At 69.7% G+C, this 22,577-nt stretch carries 22 protein-coding genes and 1 pseudogene; 15 read left to right on the top strand and 8 right to left on the bottom strand.

The features are described 5' to 3' along the window. Positions 1 to 50: 50 nt before the first annotated feature. Both ACTIE5_RS15765 and ACTIE5_RS15760 read left to right on the top strand, forming a co-directional pair. Complete coding sequence (locus ACTIE5_RS15765; RefSeq protein WP_439550651.1) at positions 51 to 1,643, top strand: ABC transporter substrate-binding protein; 1,593 nt, start codon at positions 51 to 53, stop codon at positions 1,641 to 1,643. 18 nt (positions 1,644 to 1,661) lie between these two features. Then, on the top strand, positions 1,662 to 2,906 hold the full coding sequence (locus ACTIE5_RS15760) for an NAD(P)/FAD-dependent oxidoreductase (protein WP_439550650.1): 1,245 nt from the start codon (positions 1,662 to 1,664) through the stop codon (positions 2,904 to 2,906). Between the two features lies 1 nt (position 2,907). Here the strand turns inward: ACTIE5_RS15760 and ACTIE5_RS15755 are convergent, their stop codons facing one another. Next, positions 2,908 to 4,122, bottom strand: a complete 1,215-nt coding sequence (locus ACTIE5_RS15755; RefSeq protein ID WP_439550649.1) for a CaiB/BaiF CoA transferase family protein — start codon at positions 4,120 to 4,122, stop codon at positions 2,908 to 2,910. Between the two features lie 138 nt (positions 4,123 to 4,260). Between ACTIE5_RS15755 and abc-f the strand changes: the two genes are divergently transcribed. From abc-f to ACTIE5_RS15710, 9 genes and pseudogenes are all read left to right on the top strand, one after another. After that, the gene (gene abc-f / locus ACTIE5_RS15750) at positions 4,261 to 5,883 is read left to right on the top strand and encodes a ribosomal protection-like ABC-F family protein (protein ID WP_439550648.1); all 1,623 of its coding nucleotides are present in this window, start codon (positions 4,261 to 4,263) and stop codon (positions 5,881 to 5,883) included. A 112-nt stretch (positions 5,884 to 5,995) separates the two neighbouring features. Further along, complete coding sequence (locus ACTIE5_RS15745) at positions 5,996 to 7,012, top strand: branched-chain amino acid ABC transporter permease (RefSeq protein WP_439550647.1); 1,017 nt, start codon at positions 5,996 to 5,998, stop codon at positions 7,010 to 7,012. Between the two features lies 1 nt (position 7,013). Then, complete coding sequence (locus ACTIE5_RS15740; protein WP_439550646.1) at positions 7,014 to 7,859, top strand: branched-chain amino acid ABC transporter permease; 846 nt, start codon at positions 7,014 to 7,016, stop codon at positions 7,857 to 7,859. Further along, a complete protein-coding gene (locus ACTIE5_RS15735) occupies positions 7,849 to 8,613 on the top strand; it encodes an ABC transporter ATP-binding protein (protein ID WP_439550645.1) in 765 nt (254 codons plus the stop codon). Before ACTIE5_RS15740 ends, ACTIE5_RS15735 begins: the two co-directional genes overlap by 11 nt. Beyond that, positions 8,540 to 9,076, top strand: a pseudogene (locus ACTIE5_RS15730) (ABC transporter ATP-binding protein); the annotation flags it as partial. The gene ACTIE5_RS15735 and the pseudogene ACTIE5_RS15730, both read left to right, overlap by 74 nt. A gap of 246 nt (positions 9,077 to 9,322) precedes the next feature. Next, the gene (locus tag ACTIE5_RS15725; protein ID WP_439550644.1) at positions 9,323 to 10,507 is read left to right on the top strand and encodes an ABC transporter substrate-binding protein; all 1,185 of its coding nucleotides are present in this window, start codon (positions 9,323 to 9,325) and stop codon (positions 10,505 to 10,507) included. Continuing rightward, on the top strand, positions 10,504 to 11,238 hold the full coding sequence (locus ACTIE5_RS15720; RefSeq protein WP_439550643.1) for an SDR family NAD(P)-dependent oxidoreductase: 735 nt from the start codon (positions 10,504 to 10,506) through the stop codon (positions 11,236 to 11,238). Before ACTIE5_RS15725 ends, ACTIE5_RS15720 begins: the two co-directional genes overlap by 4 nt. Then, on the top strand, positions 11,235 to 12,098 hold the full coding sequence (locus ACTIE5_RS15715) for an MBL fold metallo-hydrolase (protein ID WP_439550642.1): 864 nt from the start codon (positions 11,235 to 11,237) through the stop codon (positions 12,096 to 12,098). The genes ACTIE5_RS15720 and ACTIE5_RS15715 overlap by 4 nt, the downstream gene beginning before the upstream one ends. Continuing rightward, entirely contained in the window at positions 12,067 to 12,858 is a 792-nt protein-coding gene (locus ACTIE5_RS15710; RefSeq protein WP_439550641.1) for an SDR family NAD(P)-dependent oxidoreductase, read from the top strand. The genes ACTIE5_RS15715 and ACTIE5_RS15710 overlap by 32 nt, the downstream gene beginning before the upstream one ends. Here the strand turns inward: ACTIE5_RS15710 and ACTIE5_RS15705 are convergent. The 5 genes from ACTIE5_RS15705 to ACTIE5_RS15685 are packed head-to-tail and all read right to left on the bottom strand — an operon-like array spanning position 12,810 to position 16,818. Continuing rightward, positions 12,810 to 13,583: a maleate cis-trans isomerase family protein gene (locus ACTIE5_RS15705; RefSeq protein ID WP_439550640.1), complete on the bottom strand. Its 774-nt coding sequence runs from the start codon at positions 13,581 to 13,583 to the stop codon at positions 12,810 to 12,812. The two genes, ACTIE5_RS15710 and ACTIE5_RS15705, sit on opposite strands and share 49 nt — an antisense overlap. An 11-nt stretch (positions 13,584 to 13,594) precedes the next feature. Beyond that, entirely contained in the window at positions 13,595 to 14,539 is a 945-nt protein-coding gene (locus ACTIE5_RS15700) for a phosphoglycerate dehydrogenase (RefSeq protein ID WP_439550639.1), read from the bottom strand. Further along, a complete protein-coding gene (locus ACTIE5_RS15695; protein ID WP_439550638.1) occupies positions 14,529 to 14,936 on the bottom strand; it encodes a VOC family protein in 408 nt (135 codons plus the stop codon). The genes ACTIE5_RS15700 and ACTIE5_RS15695 overlap by 11 nt, the downstream gene beginning before the upstream one ends. A gap of 5 nt (positions 14,937 to 14,941) precedes the next feature. Then, positions 14,942 to 15,904: a Bug family tripartite tricarboxylate transporter substrate binding protein gene (locus ACTIE5_RS15690; protein WP_439550637.1), complete on the bottom strand. Its 963-nt coding sequence runs from the start codon at positions 15,902 to 15,904 to the stop codon at positions 14,942 to 14,944. 11 nt (positions 15,905 to 15,915) lie between these two features. Next, complete coding sequence (locus ACTIE5_RS15685; protein ID WP_439550636.1) at positions 15,916 to 16,818, bottom strand: hypothetical protein; 903 nt, start codon at positions 16,816 to 16,818, stop codon at positions 15,916 to 15,918. A gap of 63 nt (positions 16,819 to 16,881) precedes the next feature. On the opposite strand from ACTIE5_RS15685, the gene ACTIE5_RS15680 reads away from it, so the two are divergent. After that, positions 16,882 to 17,655, top strand: a complete 774-nt coding sequence (locus tag ACTIE5_RS15680) for a maleate cis-trans isomerase family protein (protein ID WP_439550635.1) — start codon at positions 16,882 to 16,884, stop codon at positions 17,653 to 17,655. Between the two features lie 78 nt (positions 17,656 to 17,733). Beyond that, positions 17,734 to 18,483, top strand: a complete 750-nt coding sequence (locus tag ACTIE5_RS15675; protein ID WP_439550634.1) for an SH3 domain-containing protein — start codon at positions 17,734 to 17,736, stop codon at positions 18,481 to 18,483. A gap of 4 nt (positions 18,484 to 18,487) precedes the next feature. On the opposite strand, the gene ACTIE5_RS15670 is transcribed toward ACTIE5_RS15675, so the two are convergent. Together ACTIE5_RS15670 and ACTIE5_RS15665 are read right to left on the bottom strand one after the other, a co-directional pair. After that, positions 18,488 to 19,843 carry an LLM class flavin-dependent oxidoreductase gene (locus tag ACTIE5_RS15670; RefSeq protein WP_439550633.1) on the bottom strand — a complete coding sequence of 452 codons (1,356 nt, stop codon included), beginning with the start codon at positions 19,841 to 19,843 and terminating at the stop codon, positions 18,488 to 18,490. Next, complete coding sequence (locus ACTIE5_RS15665; RefSeq protein ID WP_439550632.1) at positions 19,840 to 20,619, bottom strand: class II aldolase/adducin family protein; 780 nt, start codon at positions 20,617 to 20,619, stop codon at positions 19,840 to 19,842. The genes ACTIE5_RS15670 and ACTIE5_RS15665 overlap by 4 nt, the downstream gene beginning before the upstream one ends. 150 nt (positions 20,620 to 20,769) lie before the next feature. Between ACTIE5_RS15665 and ACTIE5_RS15660 the strand changes: the two genes are divergently transcribed. Next, entirely contained in the window at positions 20,770 to 21,486 is a 717-nt protein-coding gene (locus tag ACTIE5_RS15660; RefSeq protein WP_439550631.1) for a ribonuclease activity regulator RraA, read from the top strand. A gap of 99 nt (positions 21,487 to 21,585) precedes the next feature. Next, complete coding sequence (locus tag ACTIE5_RS15655) at positions 21,586 to 22,557, top strand: Bug family tripartite tricarboxylate transporter substrate binding protein (RefSeq protein WP_439550630.1); 972 nt, start codon at positions 21,586 to 21,588, stop codon at positions 22,555 to 22,557. Positions 22,558 to 22,577: the final 20 nt, after the last annotated feature.

The following is a 22,577-nucleotide window of genomic DNA, read 5'->3' as shown; positions in this document are numbered from 1 at the left end:
CCGGCGGCAGCCCCGAAGCTTCGCCACGGTGCGATCACCGGAGGCGTGACATGCTGAAGCTGCCGACCACCCTGCGCCAAATGGCGTTGACTGGGGCGTTGATTGGGGCGCTGGCGACACCGTTGCCCGCCGCGGCGCAGACGCTGACGATGGCGGTGCAATCGACCTTCGGGATCGATCCGCATTTCTTCTTCAACGGCCCCAACATGGCCGCCGCGCGCCACATCTACGACACGGTGATCAGCCGCGACGAGAACAGCCGCCAGGTGCCGGGCGCGGTCGAAAGCTGGCGGGCGGTGGAGCCGCAGATCTGGGAATTGAAGCTGCGCGCGGGCGTCACGTTCCACGACGGCACGCCCTTCACGGCGGATGACATCGCCTTCTCCATCGCGCGCATCCCTGCTGTGCCGGGCAATATCGGGCCCTATACGATCAATCTGCGCACGATCAGCCGGGTGGAGGTGGTGGACCCGCTGACGGTGCGGCTGCACACCAGCGAACCCAACCCGGTGATCCCGGGGCAGATGACGAATGTCTTCATCGTCTCCGCCCGCGCGGCCGCGCAGGCCAGCACGCAGGATTTCAACGCGGGGCGCGCGGCGATCGGCACCGGGCCCTATCGCGTGGTGGGCGGCGGCGTCACGCCTTCCGGCATGCAGCTGGAACGCTTTTCCGGCTATCACGGCACCCAGCCGGCCTGGAGCCAGGTGAACGTCCGGGTCGTGGCGAATGACGCGGCGCGGCTCGCGGGCCTGCTGGCCGGCGATTTCGACCTGATCGAGGATGTGCCGCTGGGCGATGTCGCCCGGCTGCGGCGGGAGGGGCGCGTGAACATCGCGGCGCGCCCGACCGACCGGATCATGTACCTCTCGCTGAATGTGGCGCGGGACCCCTTGCCGCTGGTGGTGGATGCGGCAGGGCAGCCGCTGCCGGTGAACCCGCTGTCGGATGTGCGGGTGCGCCAGGCGTTGTCGCTCGCCATCGATCGCGCGGCGCTGGTGGACCGCGTGATGGAAGGCCAGGCCGTGGCGTCCGGCCAGCTGACGCCGGAAGGCTTCGGCGGCTACGATCCCGCGGCGCGGCTGCCGGCCGGCGATGCCGCGGCGGCGCGGCGGCTGCTGGCGGAGGCGGGCTATCCCGAGGGCTTCGGCCTGACCATCGCCTGCAGCAACGACCGCTACGTCAACGACGCGCGCATCTGCCAGGCGGTGGGGCAGATGCTGTCCCGTGCGGGCCTCAGGATGACTGTGGACGTGACGCCCAGCACGGTGTTCTTCCCGCGCATCCGCCCGGCGCGCGTGACGTTGCCGGTGCATTTCGTGGGCCGTTCCTTCTCCTCCGGCGATGCGTCCTACGTGCTGTCCACTTCCTTCCACACGCGGGAGCCGACGGGGCTTCTGGGTGGTGCCAACCGCGCGGGCTTCAGCGACCCGGCGCTGGATGCGCGCATCAGGGAGGTGATGGTACGCATGGATGGCGGGCGGGAGGCCGCGCTGCGGGAGATGATGCACGACGTGCAGGCGATGCATGTGCAGATCCCGCTCTATGTGCAGATGACGGTGATCGGCACGCGCAGGACCATCACCTACACGCCGCGGATGGATGAGCAGGTTGTGGCGGTGCACGCACGCCCCGCCCGCTGAGGCGATGGGGCTTCGGCGATGAGCATGTCGGTCCTGGTGCTGGGCGCCGGTATGGTCGGCGTCTCCGTCGCGCTGCACTTGGCGCGGCGTGGGCGGGATGTGGTGCTGGTGGACCGCCAGCAGCCCGGGGAGGGGGCATCCTTCGGCAATGGCGGGCTGATTCAGCGGGAAGCGGTCTTTCCGCACGCCTTTCCCCGTCAGGCGCGGGAGATCCTGCGCATCGCCGGCAACCGCGCCATCGATGCGCGCTACCACCTGCGCGCGCTGCCGGGCTTCGCATCGCCGCTGCTGCAATACTGGTGGCATTCGGAGCCCGCGCGTTACGAGAGGGCGGCGGCGGCGCATGCCGCGCTGATCGAGACCTGCCTCGACGAACACCTGGCTCTCGCCCGCAATACGCCGGCGATGGCGCTGCTCCGGCCGATCGGCTGGATGCGGCTGTATGGCGATGCCGCGGGGATGGAGGCGGCGCTGCGCCAGGCGGAGCGCGCGCGGGCGGAGCATGGCGTGAACTTCGTCGCGCTGGACCGCCAGGGCCTGGCGACGGCGGAGCCGCATCTGATGGTGGGGCGCGCGGGGGCGATCCACTGGACCGACCCCCTGTCGGTCAGCGATCCGCAGGCGCTGGTGCTGGAATATGCCGCGCGCTTCGCGGAGGAAGGCGGGCGCTTCGTGATCGGCGATGCCGCCACGCTGGAACGCGCCGGTGCGGGCTGGCGGGTGATGACGGCGGAAGGGGCAATGGAGGCGGCGGAGGTCGTGATCGCGCTTGGTGCCTCGGCCACCATGGTGACGCGCAAGCTCGGCTACGCGCCGCCGCTGTTCGGCAAGCGCGGCTACCACCGGCATTTCGGGCTGCGCGGCAATGCGGTGCTGCACCGCCCGATCCTGGACACGCCAAGCGGCTTCCTGCTGGCGCCGATGCGCGCGGGGGTCCGCCTGACCACCGGCGCGGAATTCGCCGCCCCCGACGCGCCGCCGACGCCGGTGCAGCTGGACCAGGCGGAGCCCGTGGCGCGGGGGCTGCTGCCGCTGGGCGATCGCGTGGAAGCGACGCCCTGGATGGGCACGCGGCCCTGCATGCCGGACATGCTGCCGGTGATCGGCCCCCTGCCCGGCCAGGACGGCGCCTGGTGCGCTTTCGGCCATGCGCATCAGGGGCTGACGCTGGGGCCGACCACGGGGCGGATGCTGGCGGAGATGATGACGGGCGAGGCCCCCTTCATCCCGCCGGAGCCCTATCGGGCCGAGCGTTTTCTCTAGTTCAGACCGCGCCTTCGTCGTGCATCGCGGCGATGGCGGCCTCGTCATAGCCAAGGCGCCGTAGCCATGCGTCGGTCTGCGCTGAGAGGGCCGGCGCGGGGCCGGCAGGCGCGGGGTTGGCATCACCGAAGCGGAAGCCGCAGCGCGTCAGGCGCTGGGTGCCGCCCGGCGCCTCGATCTCCGTGACGAAGCCGCGGTCCCGGACATGGGCGTGGTTGATGATGGCGGGCACGCTGAGGACCTGGCCGGCGGGGACGCCGGCGCCCACCAGCAGGGTTTCCCAGCTGGCGGCGTCCTTCGCGGCGAGGGCCGCCTCGATCTCCACGGTCAGCGCGGCGCGGTTGGCCTTGCGGGCGTGGCGGTCGCTGAAGCGGGGGTCGGTCAGCAGGTCCGGACGGCCGATCTGCTCGCAGAGGGCGGCATATTGCTTGTCCTCATTGGCCGCGATGTTGATCAGGCCATCGCCGGTGCGGAAGGCGCCGGAGGGGGCGGCGCTGAAATTGTCGTTGCCCATCGGCGTCGGCACGACGCCGGCATTGAGGAAGTTGGAGACGATCCAGCCCATGGTCGCCAACGTCGATTCCAGCATCGAGACATCGAGGTAGCGGCCCTGGCCCGTGGCCCGCGCGCCCACCAGGGCGGAGGCGACGGCGAAGGCAGCCGTCATGCCGCCGACGGTGTCGGAGACCGGGAAACCGACGCGCAGCGGCGCGGACTCCGCGCTGCCCGTGATGCTCATCACCCCCGCCATGCCCTGCACGATCTGGTCATAGGCTGGGCGTCTGGCCAGCGGGCCATCCGCGCCGAAGCCGGAGATGGCGCAGAAGACGAGCGATGGCCGGATGGCGCGGAGCGCTTCCCAGCCAAGGCCGAGGCGGTCCATCACGCCGGGGCGGAAATTCTCCACCACCACATCGGCCTCCGCCACCAGGCGCAGGAAGACCTCCTTCCCCCGGGGGTGCTTGAGGTCGAGGGTGACGGATTGCTTGCCGGCATTCACCGCGACGAAGGAGGCGCCCATGTTGCGCTTCGCGGCTTCCGGATCCGCGCCCAGGCGGCGGGCCAGGTCGCCGCGGATGGGCTGCTCGATCTTGATGACCTCGGCGCCCATCAGGGCCAGCTGGTAGGTGGCGAAGGGACCGGCGAGGACGTTCGTCAGGTCCAGGACGCGGATGCCTGCGAGGGGAAGGGGCTGGGCGGCGGCCGGGGGCGTCATCGGGCGGTTCCTTGCGTCTCGGGCCGCAAGGCTTATGGCGGATGGGGGGTGCCGCCAAGCCGACCCCCCCCCCTGGCGGGCCTGTCGCGAGGGGCGTGGGGCGTGGCATAAGCCCGCCGAAATTGCATTGGGCCTCCCATGATCCGCCTCGACAACATCAGCAAGCAGAACGGCGTCCAGCTTCTGTTCATCGAGGCCTCCGCCGCCTTGCAGCGGGGGGAGAAGATCGGCCTGGTCGGCCCGAATGGGGCGGGCAAGACCACGCTGTTCCGCATGATCACGGGGCAGGAGCCGCCGGATGAGGGGCTGGTGCTGGTCGATCGCGGCGTCTCCATCGGCTTCTTCAGCCAGGATGTGGGGGAGATGGCCGGCCGTTCCGCGGTGGCGGAGGTGATGGACGGCGCCGGCGATGTCTCGACTGTCGCGGCCGAGATGCGGGCGCTGGAGGCGGACCTCGCCGACCCCGACAAGGCGGATGAGCTGGATGCGCTGATCGAGCGGTTCGGGGAGGTGCAGGCGCGCTTCGATGACCTCGGCGGCTATGCGCTGGAGGGTAAGGCGCGGGAGGTGCTGGCGGGCCTGTCCTTCAGCCAGGAGATGATGGATGGCGATGTCGGCGCGCTGTCCGGCGGCTGGAAGATGCGCGTGGCGCTGGCCCGCATCCTGCTGATGCGGCCCGATGTGATGCTGCTGGACGAGCCTTCGAACCACCTCGACCTCGAAAGCCTGATCTGGCTTGAGAATTTCCTGCGCGGTTATGACGGTGCGCTGCTGATGACATCGCACGACCGGGAATTCATGAACCGGATCATCAACAAGATCATCGAGATCGATGGCGGGTCGCTGACCAGCTATTCCGGCGACTACGAATTCTACGAACAGCAGCGCGCGATGGCGGAGAAGCAGCAGCAGGCGCAGTTCGAACGCCAGCAGGCGATGCTGGCGAAGGAAATCAAGTTCATCGAGCGCTTCAAGGCGCGCGCTTCCCACGCGGCCCAGGTGCAGAGCCGCGTCAAGAAGCTCGACAAGATCGAGCGGGTGGAGCCGCCGAAGCGGCGGCAGACCGTGACCTTCGAATTCATGCCGGCGCCGCGGTCCGGCGACGACGTCGTGCAGATCCGCGGCGTGCACAAGCGCTACGGCAGCCGCGTGATCTATGAAGGCCTGGACCTGCTGCTGCGGCGGCGGGAACGCTGCTGCGTGCTGGGGGTGAATGGCGCTGGGAAATCCACCCTGCTGAAGCTGGTGACGCAGACGACGGAGCCTGATGCGGGCAGCGTGACGGTCGGCGGCAGCGTGAAGATGGCCTATTTCGCGCAGCATGCGATGGAATTGCTGGATGGCGACCGCACCGTCTTCGAATCGCTGGAGGATGAATTCCCGCGCGCCAACCAGGGGCAGTTGCGGTCGCTTGCGGGCTGCTTCGGCTTCTCCGGCGATGAGGTGGAGAAGCGGGTGCGCGTGCTGTCGGGCGGCGAGAAGGCCAGGCTGGTGATGGCGCGGATGCTGTTCGACCCGCCCAATTTCCTGGTGCTGGACGAACCGACCAACCACCTGGACATGGCGACGAAGGAGATGCTGATCACCGCGCTCTCCAACTACGAAGGCACGATGCTGTTCGTCAGCCACGACCGCCACTTCCTGTCGGCGCTGTCCAACCGGGTGCTGGAGCTGACGCCGGAGGGGGTGCACCTCTATGGCGGCGGCTACACCGAATACGTGGCGCGGACGGGGCAGGAAGCGCCGGGGCTGCACGCCTGAGGCGTTAATCGGGCTTGCGCGCGGCGACGAATCTGGGCCCCATTGGTCCGGACAAATCGCAGGAGATGCCGTTGCCGCGCCGGCCTGATTCTCGCCTGGTGGAACTTCGCGCATGAGCGGCGCGGCGGGGATGCGCGGGGTGCATCCGCTGGTGGTCTCGGCGGGGGTCGCGCTGGCCTGCGTGGCGGCTGTCGCGGGGCTGGCGGCGCTGCCGGGGGGTGCCACGCTGGCGCAGCAGGTGGTGTCGGGGCTGATGCTGGGCGGCATCTATGTCGCCGTCGCGGTGGCCTTCACCCTGACCATCGGCGTGCTGAATTTTCTCAACTTCACCATCCCCACCATGTTCATGCTGACAGGGATGGTGGCCTGGGGCCTGGCGCGGCACGGGCTGCCCTTTACCGATGCCTGGCACTGGGCGCTGGCGCTGCCGGCGGGCATCGCGGTGGCGATCGTGGCGTCGCTGATCGTGGAGCGCTTCACCTTCCGCTACCTCAAGACGCGGCACGGGGATGCGACGGAACATGCGATCCCGCTGGTCTCGTCGCTCGGCTTCCTGCTGATCTTCGAACATTTGGTGCTGATCGTGCTGGGGAGCGAGGCGCAGAGCTTCCCGGTGCGCTTCCGGCTGGACTGGCAGGTGGGGCCGCTGGTGGTGGGGCTGCCGCAGATGGCGTCGCTGCTGCTGTCGCTCGGCATCGTCTTCTGGCTGTCCTGGCTGCTGGCGAAGACGCGGACGGGGCGCGCGCTGCGCAGCATCGCGGAAAGCCCGGATACGGCGACGCTGCTGGGGGTGGAGGTCACGCGCATCGTGCCCGTCGTGTTCCTGCTCAGCGGGTTGCTGTGCGGCGTGGCGGGGGCGTTGTTCGTCGTGAACTACAGCGATGTCTCCCCCTTCATGGGCGACCATGTCGGCACCAAGGCCATCGCGGCGATGGTGCTGGGTGGGCTCGGTTCGATCTGGGGCGCCATCGCGGGCGGGTTGCTGGTGGGGCTGATGGAGACGCTGGGCATCCACTTCTTCGGCGGTGATGCGGCGCAGGTGGTGGTGTGGACGGCGCTGCTGGCGGCGATCGTGCTGCGGCCGCAGGGGCTGTTCGGGGGCACGCGCATCGGCAAGGGGAAGCTCTGACATGTCCGGCTACTGGTCCGGCATCCTGGCGATCCTCGCCATCAACATCATCTTCGCCTACGGCATCTTCGTGACCGCCACGGCGGGGCAGCTCAATTTGGGCGGCGCGGGCTTCATGGCGATCGGCGCCTATGGGGCGGCGATGATCGCGGAGCAGCTGGGCTGGGCGCCCGCCTGGTCGGTGCCGGCGGCGACACTGCTGACGGCGCTGATCGGGATGGGGATCGCCTTTCCCGTGCTGCGCACGCGCGGCGTCTACATGGTGCTGGCCACTTTCGCCTTCGCCCAGGTGGTCACGGGCATCATCCTGACGCAGCCGGCACTGGGCGGCGCGATGGGGCTCGTGGTGACGGAGTATGTGGACCTGCCGGTGCTGCTGGCCTGCGCGGCGGCGGTGACGCTGGGCGTCTTCTGGCTGACGGCGACGAGGCTCGGCCTGGCGATGCGGGCGCTTCACGACGATGAACTGGTGGCGGTGCTGATGGGCGTGCCGGCGCGGGCGGTGCAGGTGGCGGGCTTCGCCATCGGCGGCGGGCTGGCGGGGCTGGCCGGCGCGCTCTACGCGCATCACTTCTCCTTCGTGGAGGCGCAGTATTTCTCGCCGCTGCTGTCGATCTACGTGCTGCTGTTTGTCCTGATCGGCGGCACGCAGACGGCCTGGGGGCCGCTGGTCGGGGCGACCTTCTTCACCATCGTGCCGGAACTGCTGCGCATCGGCGGGTCCTGGCGCTATGTCGTGTTCGGCGTGATGATCGTGGCCATGATGATGTTCCGGCCGGAGGGGATGGTGACGCGCACCTTGCTGGCGCGGCTGATGGGCCGCCGGAGGCATGCCGATGCCGGATGAGGCGCTGCTGACGGTCGCTGGCATCGGCAAGGCCTTCGGCGGGCTGCTTGTGGTGGACGACGTGTCGTTCGCCGTGCCACGCGGCGGCAGGCTCGGGCTGATCGGACCGAATGGGGCGGGGAAAACGACGGTCTTCAACCTCATCTCCGGCGTCTATCCGCTGGATGCGGGGACGATCACGCTGGATGGCGTGGCGATCGGCGCAATGCCGCCGCGGGACCGCGTGCTGGCGGGGCTGGCGCGGTCCTTCCAGAACATCCGGCTGATGCCGCATCTTTCCGCTGTTGAGAATGTGATGCTGGGGCAGCATGCGCGGGCCTCGGGCCTCGGCGCGCTGCTGACGCCGATCGGCTGGATGCCGCGCGGGCGGTGGCGGCGGGAGGCCGAGGCGCTGCTGGCGGAGGCGGGGCTGGATATCGATCCCGGCGATGTCGTGTCGTCGCTGCCCTACGGCATCCGCAAGAAGATCGAGGTGGTGCGGGCACTCGCCAGCCGGCCGAAGCTGCTGCTGCTGGATGAGCCGGCGGCGGGGTTGAACCCCGCGGAGACGGCGGAACTCGCGCGGTTCCTGCGCAAGATTGCCGATGGCGGCACGGCGCTGTTGGTGGTGGAGCACGACATGGGCTTCGTGGATGAGGTCTGCGACCGCGTCGTCGTGCTGAATTTCGGCAAGCGCATCTATGAGGGCAGCATGGCCGGCGCACGCGCCGATGCGCTGGTGCGGGAGGCGTATCTCGGTGCCGATGCTGCTTGAGACCGAGGGGCTGGAGGTGCGCTACGGCCGCACCCAGGCGGTGCGCGGGGTGTCGCTGGGGGTTGGGCCGGCGGAGGTCGTGACCGTGCTCGGCGCCAATGGCGCGGGCAAGTCGAGCCTGCTGAAGGCGATCGCCGGCGCGGTGAAGCCGGCGGGCGGGTGCGTGATCTTCGACGGTACCGACATCACGGCACTCAGCGCGCCGGAACGCGTGCGGCGCGGCCTCGTGCTGGTGCCGGAGGGGCGGCAGATCCTGGTCAGCCTGACGGTGCATGAGAATCTGCAGATGGGCGCCTATGGCAGGCGGGATGGCGATGTCGCCCGCGACATCGAGGACATCTATGCGCGCTTCTCCAATTTGGCGGCGCGGCGGGACATGCTGGCCTCCGTGCTCTCGGGCGGTGAACAGCAGATGCTGGCGATCAGCCGCGCGCTGCTGGCGCGACCGCGGCTGATGATGCTGGATGAGCCCTCGCTCGGCCTGTCGCCGCTGCTGGTGGGACGGCTGTTCGAGCTGATCCGGGAGCTGAACCGTGACGGGCTCGCGATCCTGCTGGTGGAGCAGAATACGCGCATGGCGCTGCGCACGGCGTCGCGGGGCTATGTGATGGAATTGGGCCGCATCGTGCTGGATGGTCCGGCAGATCGGCTGGCCGATAATGAGGCGCTGGCGGCGGCGTATCTCGGATCGCATTGAGGGATGGGACAGATGATGAAGCGCAGGACCCTGCTGGCTGCCTCGGGCGGCCTTCTCGCACTGCCGGCGATCGGCCAGACGAGGGAGATCGTGATCGGGCTCACCATGGTGAAGTCCGGGCCGCTGAAGACGCCGGGGGAGGCGACGGAGACCTGCGTGGATATCGCGGTGGCCGAGATCAACGCGGCCGGCGGGATCAATGGCCGCCCGATCCGGATCGAGAAGTTCGACACGGGATCGGACCCGCGCCAGGCTGCGACAGCGGCCCAGAAATTCGCGCGCGACGACAATGCTCTGGCGATCCTCGGGCCCTTCTCCTCCGGCGAATCGGCGGTGGCGTTTCCGGTCGGCGAAAGGCTCGGGATCGTGCAGATCTCCAATTCCGCGTCGCAGCCGGGGCTGACGGGTAATTTCAGCTATGCCTGGCGGCTGACGGAGGATGAGGGCAAGCAGTTCGGGCGGCTGCTGACCTCCCTGACCCGCAAGGGCGTGCCGGCGAGCCGGGCGGAGATCATGTTCATCTCCGATGAGCGCATTTCCAACATCACGGCGACGCAGTTCTATCCGGGCCTTCTGCGCGCGCGGAACATCAGCTTCGGGGAGCCGGTGAGCTTCCAGTACCGCACCTTCGACGTGGCGCCGCAGGTCACGCAGGTGATGCAGCGGAACCCGGAAGTGGTGGCGCTGGCGGCGACACCGGATGGCGCGGGCAAGGTGCTGCGCGAATTGCGCCGGCAGGGCTTCCGAGGCCGCGTGATCGGCAGCCAGATCTTCGCCGATCCGAACTCCGTCGAACTGTTCGGACCGGAAGGCGAGGGCATGCTGATCGTCGCCGGCTTCTGGTGGGACCGCAACGACGCGACGCGCGCCTTCACGCGCAAATACGCCGAGGAGAATGCGCGGCGCGGCCTGACCAGCAAGCGCATCCCGCACCACAGCGACGCGCAGGCCTATGACATCGTCTACCTGATGAAGCAGGCGGGCGAGCGCGCGCGCGTCACGGGCGAGGCTTCGCGCATCGCCGCCGAACGCACCGCCTTCCGAGACGCGCTGCGCGGCATCAGCTTCACCGGCGTGACCGGCGAGAACACCTGCTTCGACGCGGCACGGGACGCGGAACTGCCGGGCTTCATCATCGAGATCAAGAACCAGGGCTGGTCGTTGTTCGACAGCTTCCCGGCTGATACCTGCGCATGACCAGGCGCCTCGCGGTCCTGGGCGGGGCGGGTGGCATCGGGCGCGCGCTGGTGGCGCGCGCGGCGGCGGAGGGGTGGCGGGTCTCCGTGCTGGACCTCCCGGCCTCGTTGGCGCGGCATCCGGTGCCGGATGGCGTGCGGGCGATCCCGGTGGATGCGACTGATGCGGCTTCCGTCAGCACGGCCTTTGCGCAGCTGGATGATGGGCTGGAGGGTTTCGTGAACCTGGCGGGGTTCCTGCTGGGGATGCGGAAGCTGGAATCCGTGGAGCCGGAATTCTGGGACGAGGTCGTCACCGGCAACCTGCGCGCGGCCTTCCTGACCGCGCGGGCCGCGCTACCGCTGCTCGCCAAGGGCGACAACCCCGCGATGGTGCAGATGGTGTCGGGCCTGGCGGCGCATACGCGGCCGGGCTACGGGCCCTATGCCGCCTGCAAGGCCGCGATGGTGTCGATGACCAAGACGTTGGCGCTGGAGGCGGCGCCGCTGATCCGCGTGAATGCGGTGGGCCCGGGCGCGGTGGATACGGCTTTCCTCCGCGGTGGCACGGGGCGGTCCGACGAGGCGGGGCAGACCAATGTCGATATCCCCGCCTACAGCGCGATGATGCCGCTGAAGCGCATCGCGGTGCCGTCCGACGTGGTGGGGCCGGTGATGTTCCTGCTCGGCCCCGACAGTGCCTACATGACGGGCCAGGTGCTCTGGGTGAATGGCGGGGCCTATATGCCATGAGTGACTGGTCGCTCGACCTCGGCGGCATGGTGCTGCGCGGGGTGGCGGATGAGGATCCGTTTCGCCTGCCGCGGGAGATGCTGTTCCCGCGCACCGATCTATCCCTGCTGACTCGCGCCGCGGCGCTGGATGCGCTGAGCGTGGAGGTGGAGACGGATTCCATCCTGTTGCGCGTGCAGGTCTTCGTGATCGAGAGCGGGGGCCGCACCATCGTGGTGGATGGTGGCGTGGGTGATGGGAAGGAACGACCCGCCCGATCTTCCTGGCACCGGCGGCGCACGGATTTTCTGGAGCGCCTCGGCGTGGCGCCGGAGGATGTGGATGCGATGCTGTTCACGCATCTCCACGCCGACCATGTGGGATGGGCGACGCGGTGGCGCGATGATCGCTGGGTGCCGACCTTCCCGAAGGCGCGCTACGTGGTGGCGGAGCGGGAATTCGCGCATTGGGCGGCGCTGGATGCGGTGGCGCCAGTGGGTCATGGCAGCTTTCGGGACAGCGTGCTGCCGGTGGCGGAGGCGGGGCTGCTGGACCAGGTGCCGCATGACCACGTGCCGTTTCCTGGCATGCAGTTCCGGCCCCTGCCGGGGCATACGCCGGGGCAGGTCGGCATCACGCTGACTGGCACGAAGCGGACAGTGCTGATCGCGGCGGATGCGGTGCATCACCCCGCGCAGTTGCTGCTGCCGCAGGTGGTGTCGCGATTCTGTAGCGACGCGGACCAGGCGGTGGCGACGCGGATGGCGCTGCTGGCGGAAGCCGCGGATGAGGGGCTGGCATTGGTGCCGCACCACGCGCGCGGCCGCGTGCTGTGGAATGTGAAGCGGGATGGCGATGTCTTCGGGCTGCGCGATGAATGATGCGCTGCTGATCACGGGCTGCGCGCATGGGATCGGGCGCGCCGCGGCGGTGATGGCGGCGGCCCGGGGCGTGCCCCTCGCGCTGCTGGACCTGGATGCCAGCGCGCTTCAGGCGCTACGCGCCGAACTGAACGCTGCACATCCGGCGCTGCCCATTGTCACCGCCGTGGTGGATGTGACGCAGGCGGAGGCGCTGGCGGCGGCGATGCGCGGGGCTTCCGAAACGCTCGGTGGCTTCCGCGCGGTGATCGCGAATGCGGGCGGCGTCAGCAGCCTGGTGGTGGCGGGAATGCTGCCTGGCGCCTTCAGCCCCTTCACCGACAGCCGGCCGGAGGAATGGCGGCGGATCATCGACCTCAACCTGTTCGGCGTGCTGAACACCGCCCATGCGGCGGTGCCGATGCTGCTGGAAGCGGGTGGGGGAAGGCTGGTGCTGGTGGCCTCCGTAGCGGGGCTGGTGGGCGCGCCGGGGCTGGGCGTCTATGCGGCGTCCAAGGGCGCGGTGATCGCCTTCGGCAAGTCGCTGGCGAAGGAATTGGCGCCGCGCGGCATCAGCGTGAACACGGTGGCGCCCGGCGGCGTCGCGACGCGCGCCTTCCCACCGGGGTCGCCCGGTGCGGCGAAGCGGGCGGAGCGCATTCCGATGGGACGGCTCGCTGCACCGGAGGAAGTCGCGAATACGCTGCTGTATTTCGCCCTCGACGCGCCGGACTATGTGACGGGGGAGGTGCTCTCCGTCTCCGGCGGGCCGCCGGCCTGAGAGTCGAACAGCCGGCCGAGCGGCAGGCGATCCGTGATGCCGGCGCGGCGCAGCGCGGACCAGAGCAGCGCCTGGTTGCTGCTGATGACAGGGCGGCCGATTTCCTCTTCCAGCGCCTCGATGATCGGGAAGGTGACGAGGTTGGTGCCGCTCAGCATCACCGCATCGGCTTCCGCCACCGGCAGGGGCGCCAGCGCCGCGCGGATTTCCTCCGGCCCGATCAGGTGGATGCCGAGCTTGCGGCCCGGCGCATAGGTCTGGTGGCCGAGCGAGGCGATGGCGATCACGGTGATACCCTCGCCTGCCAGGAAGGCGGCCTCATGCTTCGTGACATTCTCCGAGAAGGGGGAAAGCAGGACGATGCGGCGGCCGCCGACGGCGATCAGCGCATCGGCCATGGCGGCGCCGGCGGTGGCGCCGGGGCGGCCCGCGGCTTCCTCCATCATCGCCTCCATCTCTCGCCGCGGGTTCACGGCGGAAGGCGCGGTGCAGCCGAAGGCGACGACATCGACGCCGGCCTCCGCCACCAGCGCGGCGGCATCGCGCAGATCGGCGCGGAGCTTCGCCATCTCCTCCGGCGCGCGGGCCAGCGGGTTGAGACGCATGCGCGTGGTATGGAGCGAGACGCCGGGCGGGAGGGCCGACTGCCACTCGGCCTCGTTCACCGTGTTGTTCGGCGGCACGATGAGGCCGAGTTTCGCGCGGGCGCTAAGATTGTGGTGCATGCGGCGTCCGGTCAGGGTTCGGGCAGGGCGTTGCGGGTGATGCCCTCGATCGCGATGCGGCCCATGGCCAGGCGCGCTTCCTCCGCGCTGCCGCCGATATGGGGCGTGCCGAAGAAATTGGGCAGGTCGATGAGCGCCTGGTTGATGGCGGGCTCGCCGGCGAAGACATCAGCGCAGGCGGCGGCCAGGCGGCCATCGCGAAGGCGCGCGATCAGCGCGGCTTCCTCCACGATCTCGCCCCGCGCGGTGTTGATGAGGACACAGTCCGGGCGCAGCCGCGCGAGCATCGCATCGCCGTAGAGACCGCGCGTCTCGGGCGTGAGGGGGATGTGCAGGGACAGCACCTCCGACCGCGCCAGCAACTCGTCGAGGCTGACGGCGGTGACGCCATGAGCGGCGTAGAAGGCCTGGCGATCGGCGATGTCATGCGCCAGCACGGTGCAGCCGAAGGGGGTGAGCAGGCGCACGACATGCTGGCCGATATGGCCGCAGCCATGCAGGCCCACCACGCGGCCGCTGAGCAGGCGGCCCATGCGCTGGGGCGGGCGTTCGCCGGCGCGGAGTGCGGCGTTCAGCGCGCCCATGTGGCGCAAGGCCAGCAGGGCGAAGGCGATGACAAGTTCGGCGATGGACAGCGCATTGGCGCCCGGCGCCCAGCCCAGGCGGATGCCGCGGGCGCGCATCGCGGCCAGGTCCAGCATGTCCGTGCCTGTGCCGAGCTTGCTGACCACGCGGAGTTCCGGCAGCGCATCCATCATTGGCGCCGTCAGGTGTTCCAGGCCGAGCACCGCGACCTCATGCCCCCGCAGGAAATCCACCAGCGCATCGCCTTCCAGCCGGTGCGGGCTGGGGTTCAGCTTCGCGTTGGGGTGCAGCGCCAGCAGTTCCGTACGCAGCACCGGGTGCTGGCAGAAGCTGGGGGAGGCGACGGCGATGCGTGGCGCGTCATTCGCCACGCGGCTGTTCCAGCAATTCGAACAGCACGCCGCCGGTGGTGGCCGTGTCCAGGAAGGCGACGCGCGTACCGGCATGGCCGGGCATGGGAGAGCCCGCGCGAAGCCGCAGCCCCTTGGCTGACAGTTCGACGATGGCGGAGTCGAGGTCCTCAACCTCCAGGCAGATATGAAACAGCCCCTCGCCCTTCTCCTCGATGAAGGCGGGGACGGAGGAGCCGGGACCGGTCGGGCGCAGCAGCTCGATCGCGCTGTCGCCCGCGTGAAAGACTGAAATGTCCAGCGCCGCACGGCTTTCGCGATGCGGCGTGCCGAGGGCGAAGGCATCGCCAAGCAGGGCCTCCAGCGGCGCGGAATCCGTCACCGCGATGGCGACGTGATGCAGGCGCGTGACGCGCATCGCCATCAATCCAGGCGCACGCCGGAACGCTGCACCACATCCCGCCACACCGGCGCTTCCGCCTGCATCTGGGCGGCGAATTCGGCCGTGGTGTTGCAGACGGGATCGCTGCCGAGGCGCCGCAGCCCGGCGCGGACGGGCTCCTCCGCACAGGCCTCCCGCACCGCGGCGGCCAGGCGCGCGATGGCGGCGGGCGGCGTGCCGCGGGGGGCGAGGAGGCCGTTCCAGGTCTCGAACCGGAAACCCGGGAAACCCTGCTCGGCGACGGTCAGGACATCGGGGGCCAGGGCGGATCGCGCGCCGCCGGAGGAGGCGATGACCCTCACTTCACCGCTCTGGAGAAAGGGCGCCATGTCGGAGGGATTGCCGAAATAGCCGGCGATGCGGCCGGCCAGCAAATCCTGCACCGCGGGCGCGCCGCCGCGATAGGGGATGTGCTGCATATCGAGCCCCGCGCGCAGCGACAGGAAGATCATGACGAGATGCGTGCCCGATCCGGCGCCGCCGCTGGCATAGTCCAGCGCGCCGGGCCGCGCCTTCGCGGCTGCGATGAAGTCGGCCAGGTTGCGGAAGGGCGAATTGCCGGGCACGCCGAGGAAGAAGGGGTTTGCGGCCAGGTTCACGGCCGGCACCAGATCCGCCATCGGGTCGTAGCTCAGGCGCATCAGCACCGGCAGCACCATCAGGTGCGACGGCGAGAGCATGATGTAGGAATAGCCATCGCCCTGCGCGCGGCTGATGAATTCGCCGGCCACCGCGCCATTCGCGCCGCTGCGGTTTTCCACCACCAGGGGCTGCCCCAGCCGCGCGCCGGTGCGATCCGCGAAGAGCCGCGCCAGGCTGTCGGAGATGCCGCCGGGCGGGAAGGGCACGACGATGCGGATGGGCCGGGTCGGTTGCCAATCCTGCGCCGCCGCCGGCAGCGCCGGCAGCAGCAGGAGAAGCAGGGCAAGGAGTTTCCGCATCATTCGTCTCCTGGTCAGATGTGACTGGCGTGGTTGGCCAGGTACCACTCCGCGATCTCTTCCCGCGTCGTCCACCAGACGTCGGGGAAGGTCTTGGCGTAGTCGACGAAGTCGCGCAGCGCACGGATGCGGAAGGGCTGGCCGATGACGTGGGGGTGCAGGCCGATATTCATTAGCCGGCCGCTGGTCGCCCCTTCGCGGTACAGCTCGTCGAACTGTTCCTTGAAGACGCCGAAGCCGCCATTCACATCCTTGCCCTGGCGGAGGAAGACGGTGAAGTCGTTGACCTCCGAGGTGTAGGGGATGGAGACCATCGGCTTTCCGGATTCCGTATGGATCAGGTAGGGTTGGTCGTCGTTCAGCAGGTCCGTGAAGAAGATCAGCCCTTCCTCCGCCAGGATATCGGCGGTGTTGGGCGTGGAGCGCAGCGAGCAGGAGAGCCAGCCGCGCGCGGGCTTGCCGACGACATCCTTGTAGACGCGAAGGGTTTCGCGGATGACGTTGCGCTCGCCCTCGATGTCGAACTGGTAGTTCGTCAGCAGGTCGGTCTGCACGTAGTTGTGGGCGACGATCTCCCAGCCCTTGTCGATGGCGTGCTGCACCACCGGGCGGCGTTCCAGGCCCATCTTGGCGTTCATGGTGCAGCTGGTGGGCACGCCCGCACGCTCGAAGGTCTCGAACATCCGCCAGACGCCAACGCGCTGGCCGTATTCGCGCCAGGTCCAGTTGGGATTGTCATAGACATTGCCGGGCAGCATGTCGGTGATGATGGAGGGGCCGCCGGGATAGAAGGGCTTGTCGGTGTCCTTCGTCGGGTCCCAGTACTCGAAGTTGGTGGTCAGCAGCATGGCGATGCGCGCCCCGTTGGGCCAGCGGAGCGGCTTCCGGTGGGGCATCGGGACGAAGTCGTAGCGCATCGGGGCCATGTCCTCTGGATTTGTCCGTACTTCACCATGGGGAATGGCGGCGCGAAAGGGTGAATGGATGACGCGGCGCGCGATGCCGTGCATCATCGCGGGATGCAGAACATCGCCCCCTCCGGCTTCCCGCAGCGCGTCGGCCTCCTCGTGCCCGGCAGCAACACGACGGTGGAGGCGGAGATGAACCGCGCCGGCCTGCCGGGTCTCAGCTTCCACGCCGCGCGCATGACGCTGCCGATGGGGCTGGCGGGCGAGGAACTGGCGGCGCAGTTGCGGGAGAATGCGGCCCCGCCGCTGCAGCATCTTTCGGCCTGCCAACTCGATGCCGTGATGCTGGGCTGCACCAGTGCCGCGATGGCGCTGGGGGCGGATCGGTCGCTGGCGATGATGCAGGGGGCGCAGGCGAAGGGGACTCTGGAAGTCGGCACCGCCATCATCGCGGCGCTGCGCGCGGTGGGCGTGGCGCGGATCGCGCTGTTCACGCCCTACCTGCCCGCGACCAATGCCTCCGTCATCGCCTACCTCGCGGCGGCGGGGATCGAGACGCTGGCCTCGCTCGGCCTCGGGCTGAATGCGAGCCTCGAGATGTTCCGCGGCGTGTCCCGCACCACGCCGGCGGCGCTGGAGGCGCATCTGGATGCGCTGGATACCGCGGGCGCGGATGGCGTGCTGATCTGCTGCACGGATATGCCGACGGTGGCGGCCCTGCCGGGGCTGGAGGCGCGGGTCGGCAAGCCCGTCGTCAGCAGCAACCAGGCGATGATCTGGGCCATCGCCCGGCATCTGGGACAGCAGCCGGAGCGCGCGGGCGGGAGCCTTTTCGCCGCGGCGTAGGGGTCCGCACGGAACCGCAGGGGGTGGCCGGGCTTTGAAGGGCGTCGCCTTTCATTGCCACAAGGACCACCCCGCCCCATGCCGGGCCGCCCGATCACGATTCTCGCCGCGTTGCTGGCAATCGGCGCCGGGGCGCTGGCCGCGACCATCGCCGTGCAGGCGCCGTCCCGCGAAGCCGCGCCGCTAGCCACCACCCCCGTACCGGATGATTTGGTGGAAGGGCAGAGCGCGGTGGAGTCGCTGCGCCAGCATCTGCGGCGGGCCGGGCTTTCCGACACGCTGCTGGGGTTCGAGACGCATCGCGGGGCGGGGGCGCGGGAGGAGGTGGTGGTCTGCGCCCGCATCGCCGCACCATCCCGCCAGGGCGGCGGCCTGGCCGATGTGGTGGCGCGGGTGATGGCGACGCCGCGGAGCAATGCCGCCATGGCGTCCAGCGCATCCCGCCCCCTGCCCCCCTTCGTGGTGCTGGAGGATGGGCCCGGGCTCAACCGCAACCGCCCCATGGGTGATGCCTGGCGGCGCTTCTGCACCGCGCCACCGGCGGAGGCGCCAGCGTCGCCAGCGGGGGCGCCCGTGCCGCCAGCGGCGGGGGCCGCGCCTGTCTTCATCCCTGCCTCGCTGCGGGCGGAGGCAGGCGCCGGCGAGCAGGTGGTGCTGCGGGGGCCGGGCAATATCCGTGGCGGCCCGGGCGGCGGTGCCGCGGTGCTGCGCGTGGCGCCACGGGGCGCCAGCCTCCGCGTGCTGGAACGGGCGCCGGGGGGCTGGCTGCAGGTGGATGACGGCGCTGGCGGTGGCTGGGTGCATGGGAGCCTGGTCGAGACCCCCTGATCCCTCACCAGCGATGCGTCGCCGCCGTGTGCTCCGCCGGCAGGCGCGGGCCGGCGCCGAACAGCTTCTCCCGGTAGGTGCCGGGCTCGTAGCCCGTCTTGAACAGCCCGCGTTCCTGCAGCACCGGTACCACCAGGTCGATGAAATGCTCCAGGCATTCCGGCATGACGGTGCGGGAGAGGTTGAAGCCGTCCACATCGGCGTCGCGCATCCAGCCCTCCAGCGCATCCGCCACCTGGTGGGGGTCGCCGACGATCGGGGGCTGGCGGCTGCCGAGGACGGATTGCCCCAGCAGCTTGCGCTTGGTCCAGGCGGGGCCTGCGACCTGCTTCATCGCCTGGACATTGGACTGGATGGCCTGGGTGGGCCCGGCCTGGATGGGCTCATCCATGCCGTAGCGGGAAAAATCGATGCCGAGGGAGGCGGCGGCATGGGCCAGCGTGGCTTCCGCGCTGGCGTGGCTGGCGTAGTCCGCCAGCAAAGCGCGGGCCTCGGCTTCCGTGCGGCCGGTGACGATGGTGGCGCCGACGAAGACCTGGATGGGGCGGGGTGCCGCGCGGGCGCGAAGGTCCGCGACCTGCCGCGCCACGATGGCCGGGCTGGTGCCGTTGACGAAGACGCATTCGGCATGGCGGCCGGCGAAGGCGCGGCCGCGGTCGCTGGCACCGGCCTGATACAGCACCGGGGTTCGCTGGGGCGATGGCTCGCAGAGGTGGATCGCGTCCAGCCGGTACTGCTTGCCCTGGTGGTGGATGCGGCGGACCCGCGATGGGTCGGTATAGATTCCGCCCTCGCGGTCCCGCTTCACCGCGTCATCGGCCCAACTGCCCTCCCACAGGGCATAGACCGCGTCCATGTATTCCTCGGCCAGGTCGTAGCGGTCGTCATGCTGCATCTGGGCGTCATGGCCCAGCGCGCGGGCGGCGCTGTCGAGGTAGCCGGTGACGATGTTCCAGCCGATGCGGCCGCCCGTGAGGTGGTCCAGGGACGACATGCGACGCGCGAAGAGATACGGCGCCTCATAGGCCAGGTTGCAGGTGACGCCGAAGCCGAGATGCGTCGTCACCGCCGCCATGACGGGGATGGTGGTGACGGGGTCGATGAGCGGCACCTGCACGCCGCCGCGCAGCGCGGCATCCGCGCTGCCGCCCAGCACATCGTAGATGCCGAGCACATCGGCCAGGAACAGGCCATCGAACAGGCCGCGTTCCAGCAGGCGCGCCAGGTCCATCCAATGCGCCAGGCTGTTGTAGCCGGGGCTCTGGTCCCTCGGGTGCGTCCACATCCCCTGCTGGATGTGGCCCGGAGTCGCCATGTCGAAGGCGTTGAGGCGCATCGCGCGCCGCGACGCGACCGTCATGAGCGGTAGCTGATGGGGTCGTTCTCGATCAGGCGGAGGGACGCTTCCCAGGCCAGGTTGATGTGCGGGCTGGGCGGGTTCTTGGGCGCGAATTGCTCCGCGGTCTTCAGGCGCACTTCCTCCGGCGGCAGGACCAGCTTCGCGCCACCGGCCAGCGCCGCGACCTGCGCCTGGCAGGCGCGTTCCAGGTAGTAGATCTGGCTCCAGGCATCCGGGATCGTCGTGCCGCCGACCAGCAGGCCGTGGTTGCGCAGGATCATCGCCTTGTGGGGGCCAAGGTCGGCGACCAGCCGGTCCCGCTCATCCAGGTCCAGCGCGATGCCCTCATAACCATGGTAGCCGAGGCAACCGTAGAATTTCAGCGCGTGCTGGCTGATCGGCAGCAGGCCGTGTTCCTGGGCGGAGACGGCGATGCCGGCCGAGGTGTGGGTGTGGATGACGGCCACCAGATCCTCCCGCGCCATGTGGATGGCGGAGTGGATGGTGAAGCCGGCGGCATTGACGTGCAGGCCGCTGCGGCCCTCGGGTTCCAGGATGTTGCCGTCCACGTCGATCTTCACCAGGTCGCTGGCACGCATCTCATGGAACATCACGCCGTAGCTGTTGATGAGGAAATGGTGTTCCGGCCCCGGGATGCGGGCGCTGATATGGGTGTAGATCAGATCCGTCATGCGGTGATGCGCGACCAGGCGGTAGAGCGCGGCCAGGTCGCAGCGGATCTTCCATTCCTCCTCGCTGATGCCGGCGGGGATGGTTGAGGGGGCGGCCATGTTCATGGGGCGGGTCTCTGCGCTGCGTGGGCGCAGTCTCCCGCATCGCAGGCGCGGCGGGAAGGGCGGAGAGGCCCGCCGGGGCTGGACGGGGTTCACGATCCGGGCCGACCATGCGCATGAATGCCGCAACAAGACCCCGTTGAGGAACGCATCATGGCCCTGAGCCCCGAGACCCGTGACAAGCTGCGCCGCGTGAGCACCGCCACCCTGGCGACGGCGCTGTTCAAGCGCGGCTTCCGCAGCCAGATGATCCAGGGGCCGCTGCCGCTGCATACGCCCGCCGAGAGCATGGTGGGGGAGGCCTTCACCGTCCGCTACATCCCGGCGCGGGAGGACCTCAACACGCTGGAGGCCTTCCGCGACCCGAACCATCCCCAGCGCAAGGCGATCGAGACCTGCCCGCCCGGGCATGTGCTGGTCTTCGACAGCCGCAAGGATGCCCGCGCGGCTTCCGCGGGCGCGATCCTCGTCGGGCGGCTGAAGGCGCGGGGCGTGGCGGGGGTGGTGACGGATGGCGGGTTCCGGGACAGCGCGGAGATCGCGGCGCTCGGCATCCCTGCCTTCCACACGCGGCCCTCCGCGCCGACGAACCTGACGCTGAACCATGCCATCGACATCAATGTCCCGATCGCCTGCGGCGATGCGCCGGTGTTCCCGGGGGATGTGCTGGTCGGCGATTGCGACGGCGTGATCGTCATTCCCGCGCATCTGGCGGATGACATCGCGGCGGAGGCCACGGAGATGACGGCCTATGAGGATTTCGTGACGGAGAAGGTGGCGGAGGGGCGGACGATCGTCGGGCTCTATCCCGCGACCAATGCGGCGAACCTCGATGAGTTCAAGGTTTGGCGGGCCGCGAAGGGGCGGTGACAATCGCCGACGGTCCAGGGCCGGTTCGGCCCTGGCATGGGGGTGCGGGGGAACGGCGTTCCCCCGCGAGACAAAGCAACAACGGGAGGAACAAGAACCATGAACCGCCGCACCCTGCTGGGCGCCCTCGCCGCGCCCGCGCTCATCCGTCCTTCGCTGGCGCAGCAGGATTGGCCATCCCGCGCCGTCACGCTCGTCGTTCCCTTCGCAACCGGCGGACCCTCGGACCTGATCGCCCGCATCGCCGCCCAGCACATGCAGCAGACGCTGGGCCGCCCCTTCGTGGTGGAGAACCGTCCCGGTGCGACCGGGGAGGTCGGTGCAAGGCAGGTGATCCGCACGGCGCCCGATGGCTACACGCTGATGCATGCGCCGATCAGCACCTGGGCGATCAATGTCGCGCTGCGCCCCAACCTGGCCTATGACCCGACGACGCAGCTGACGCGCATCACCGTCACGGTGCGGACGCCGAATGTGCTGGTGGTGAACCCGCAATCGGTGCCGGTGCAGGATTTCGCCGGGCTGATCGATTGGATGAAGCGCAACGCGGCCACGGCCTCCTACCCCTCCTCCGGCGTCGGGTCGTCGGACCATCTGACGGCGGAGATGTTCAAGCAGGCGACGGGGACGGAGATGGCGCATATCCCCTATTCCGGCGGCGGCCCGGCCATGACGAGCCTGATGGCGGGGACCACCCAGATCTCCTTCCAGAACCTCGGCGCCGTCATCCCGCACATCCAGTCCGGGCGGCTGAAGGCGCTGATGGTCACGGCGTCCCAGCGCACGCCCGTGCTGCCGGGAGTGCCGACGGGGCAGGAGGCGGGGCTGCGCGACTTCGTCGTCTATTCCTGGCAGGCGCTGGGCGGCCCGCCCGGCATGGCGCCCGCGCTGGTGGAACGGGTGCGGGACGCCTTCATGGGCGCGTTACGCGTGCCCGCCACGGCGCAGCGCCTGGTGGATGCCGGCTTCGACATCGGCGGCGACACGCCGGAGGAATTCGCCACCTTCCAGGCCGCGGAAATCGCGCGCTGGAAGCGGGTGGTGGAGGCCGGGAACATCAGGCCGGAGTGACGCGCGATGGCTTGAGGCGG

Origin of the sequence: Falsiroseomonas sp., assembly GCF_051859025.1 — a bacterium.
Taxonomy (GTDB): Bacteria; Pseudomonadota; Alphaproteobacteria; order Acetobacterales; family Acetobacteraceae; genus Falsiroseomonas.
The sequence above is the reverse complement of the archived record's forward strand: the minus strand, read 5'-3'. Positions and strand labels throughout refer to the sequence as shown.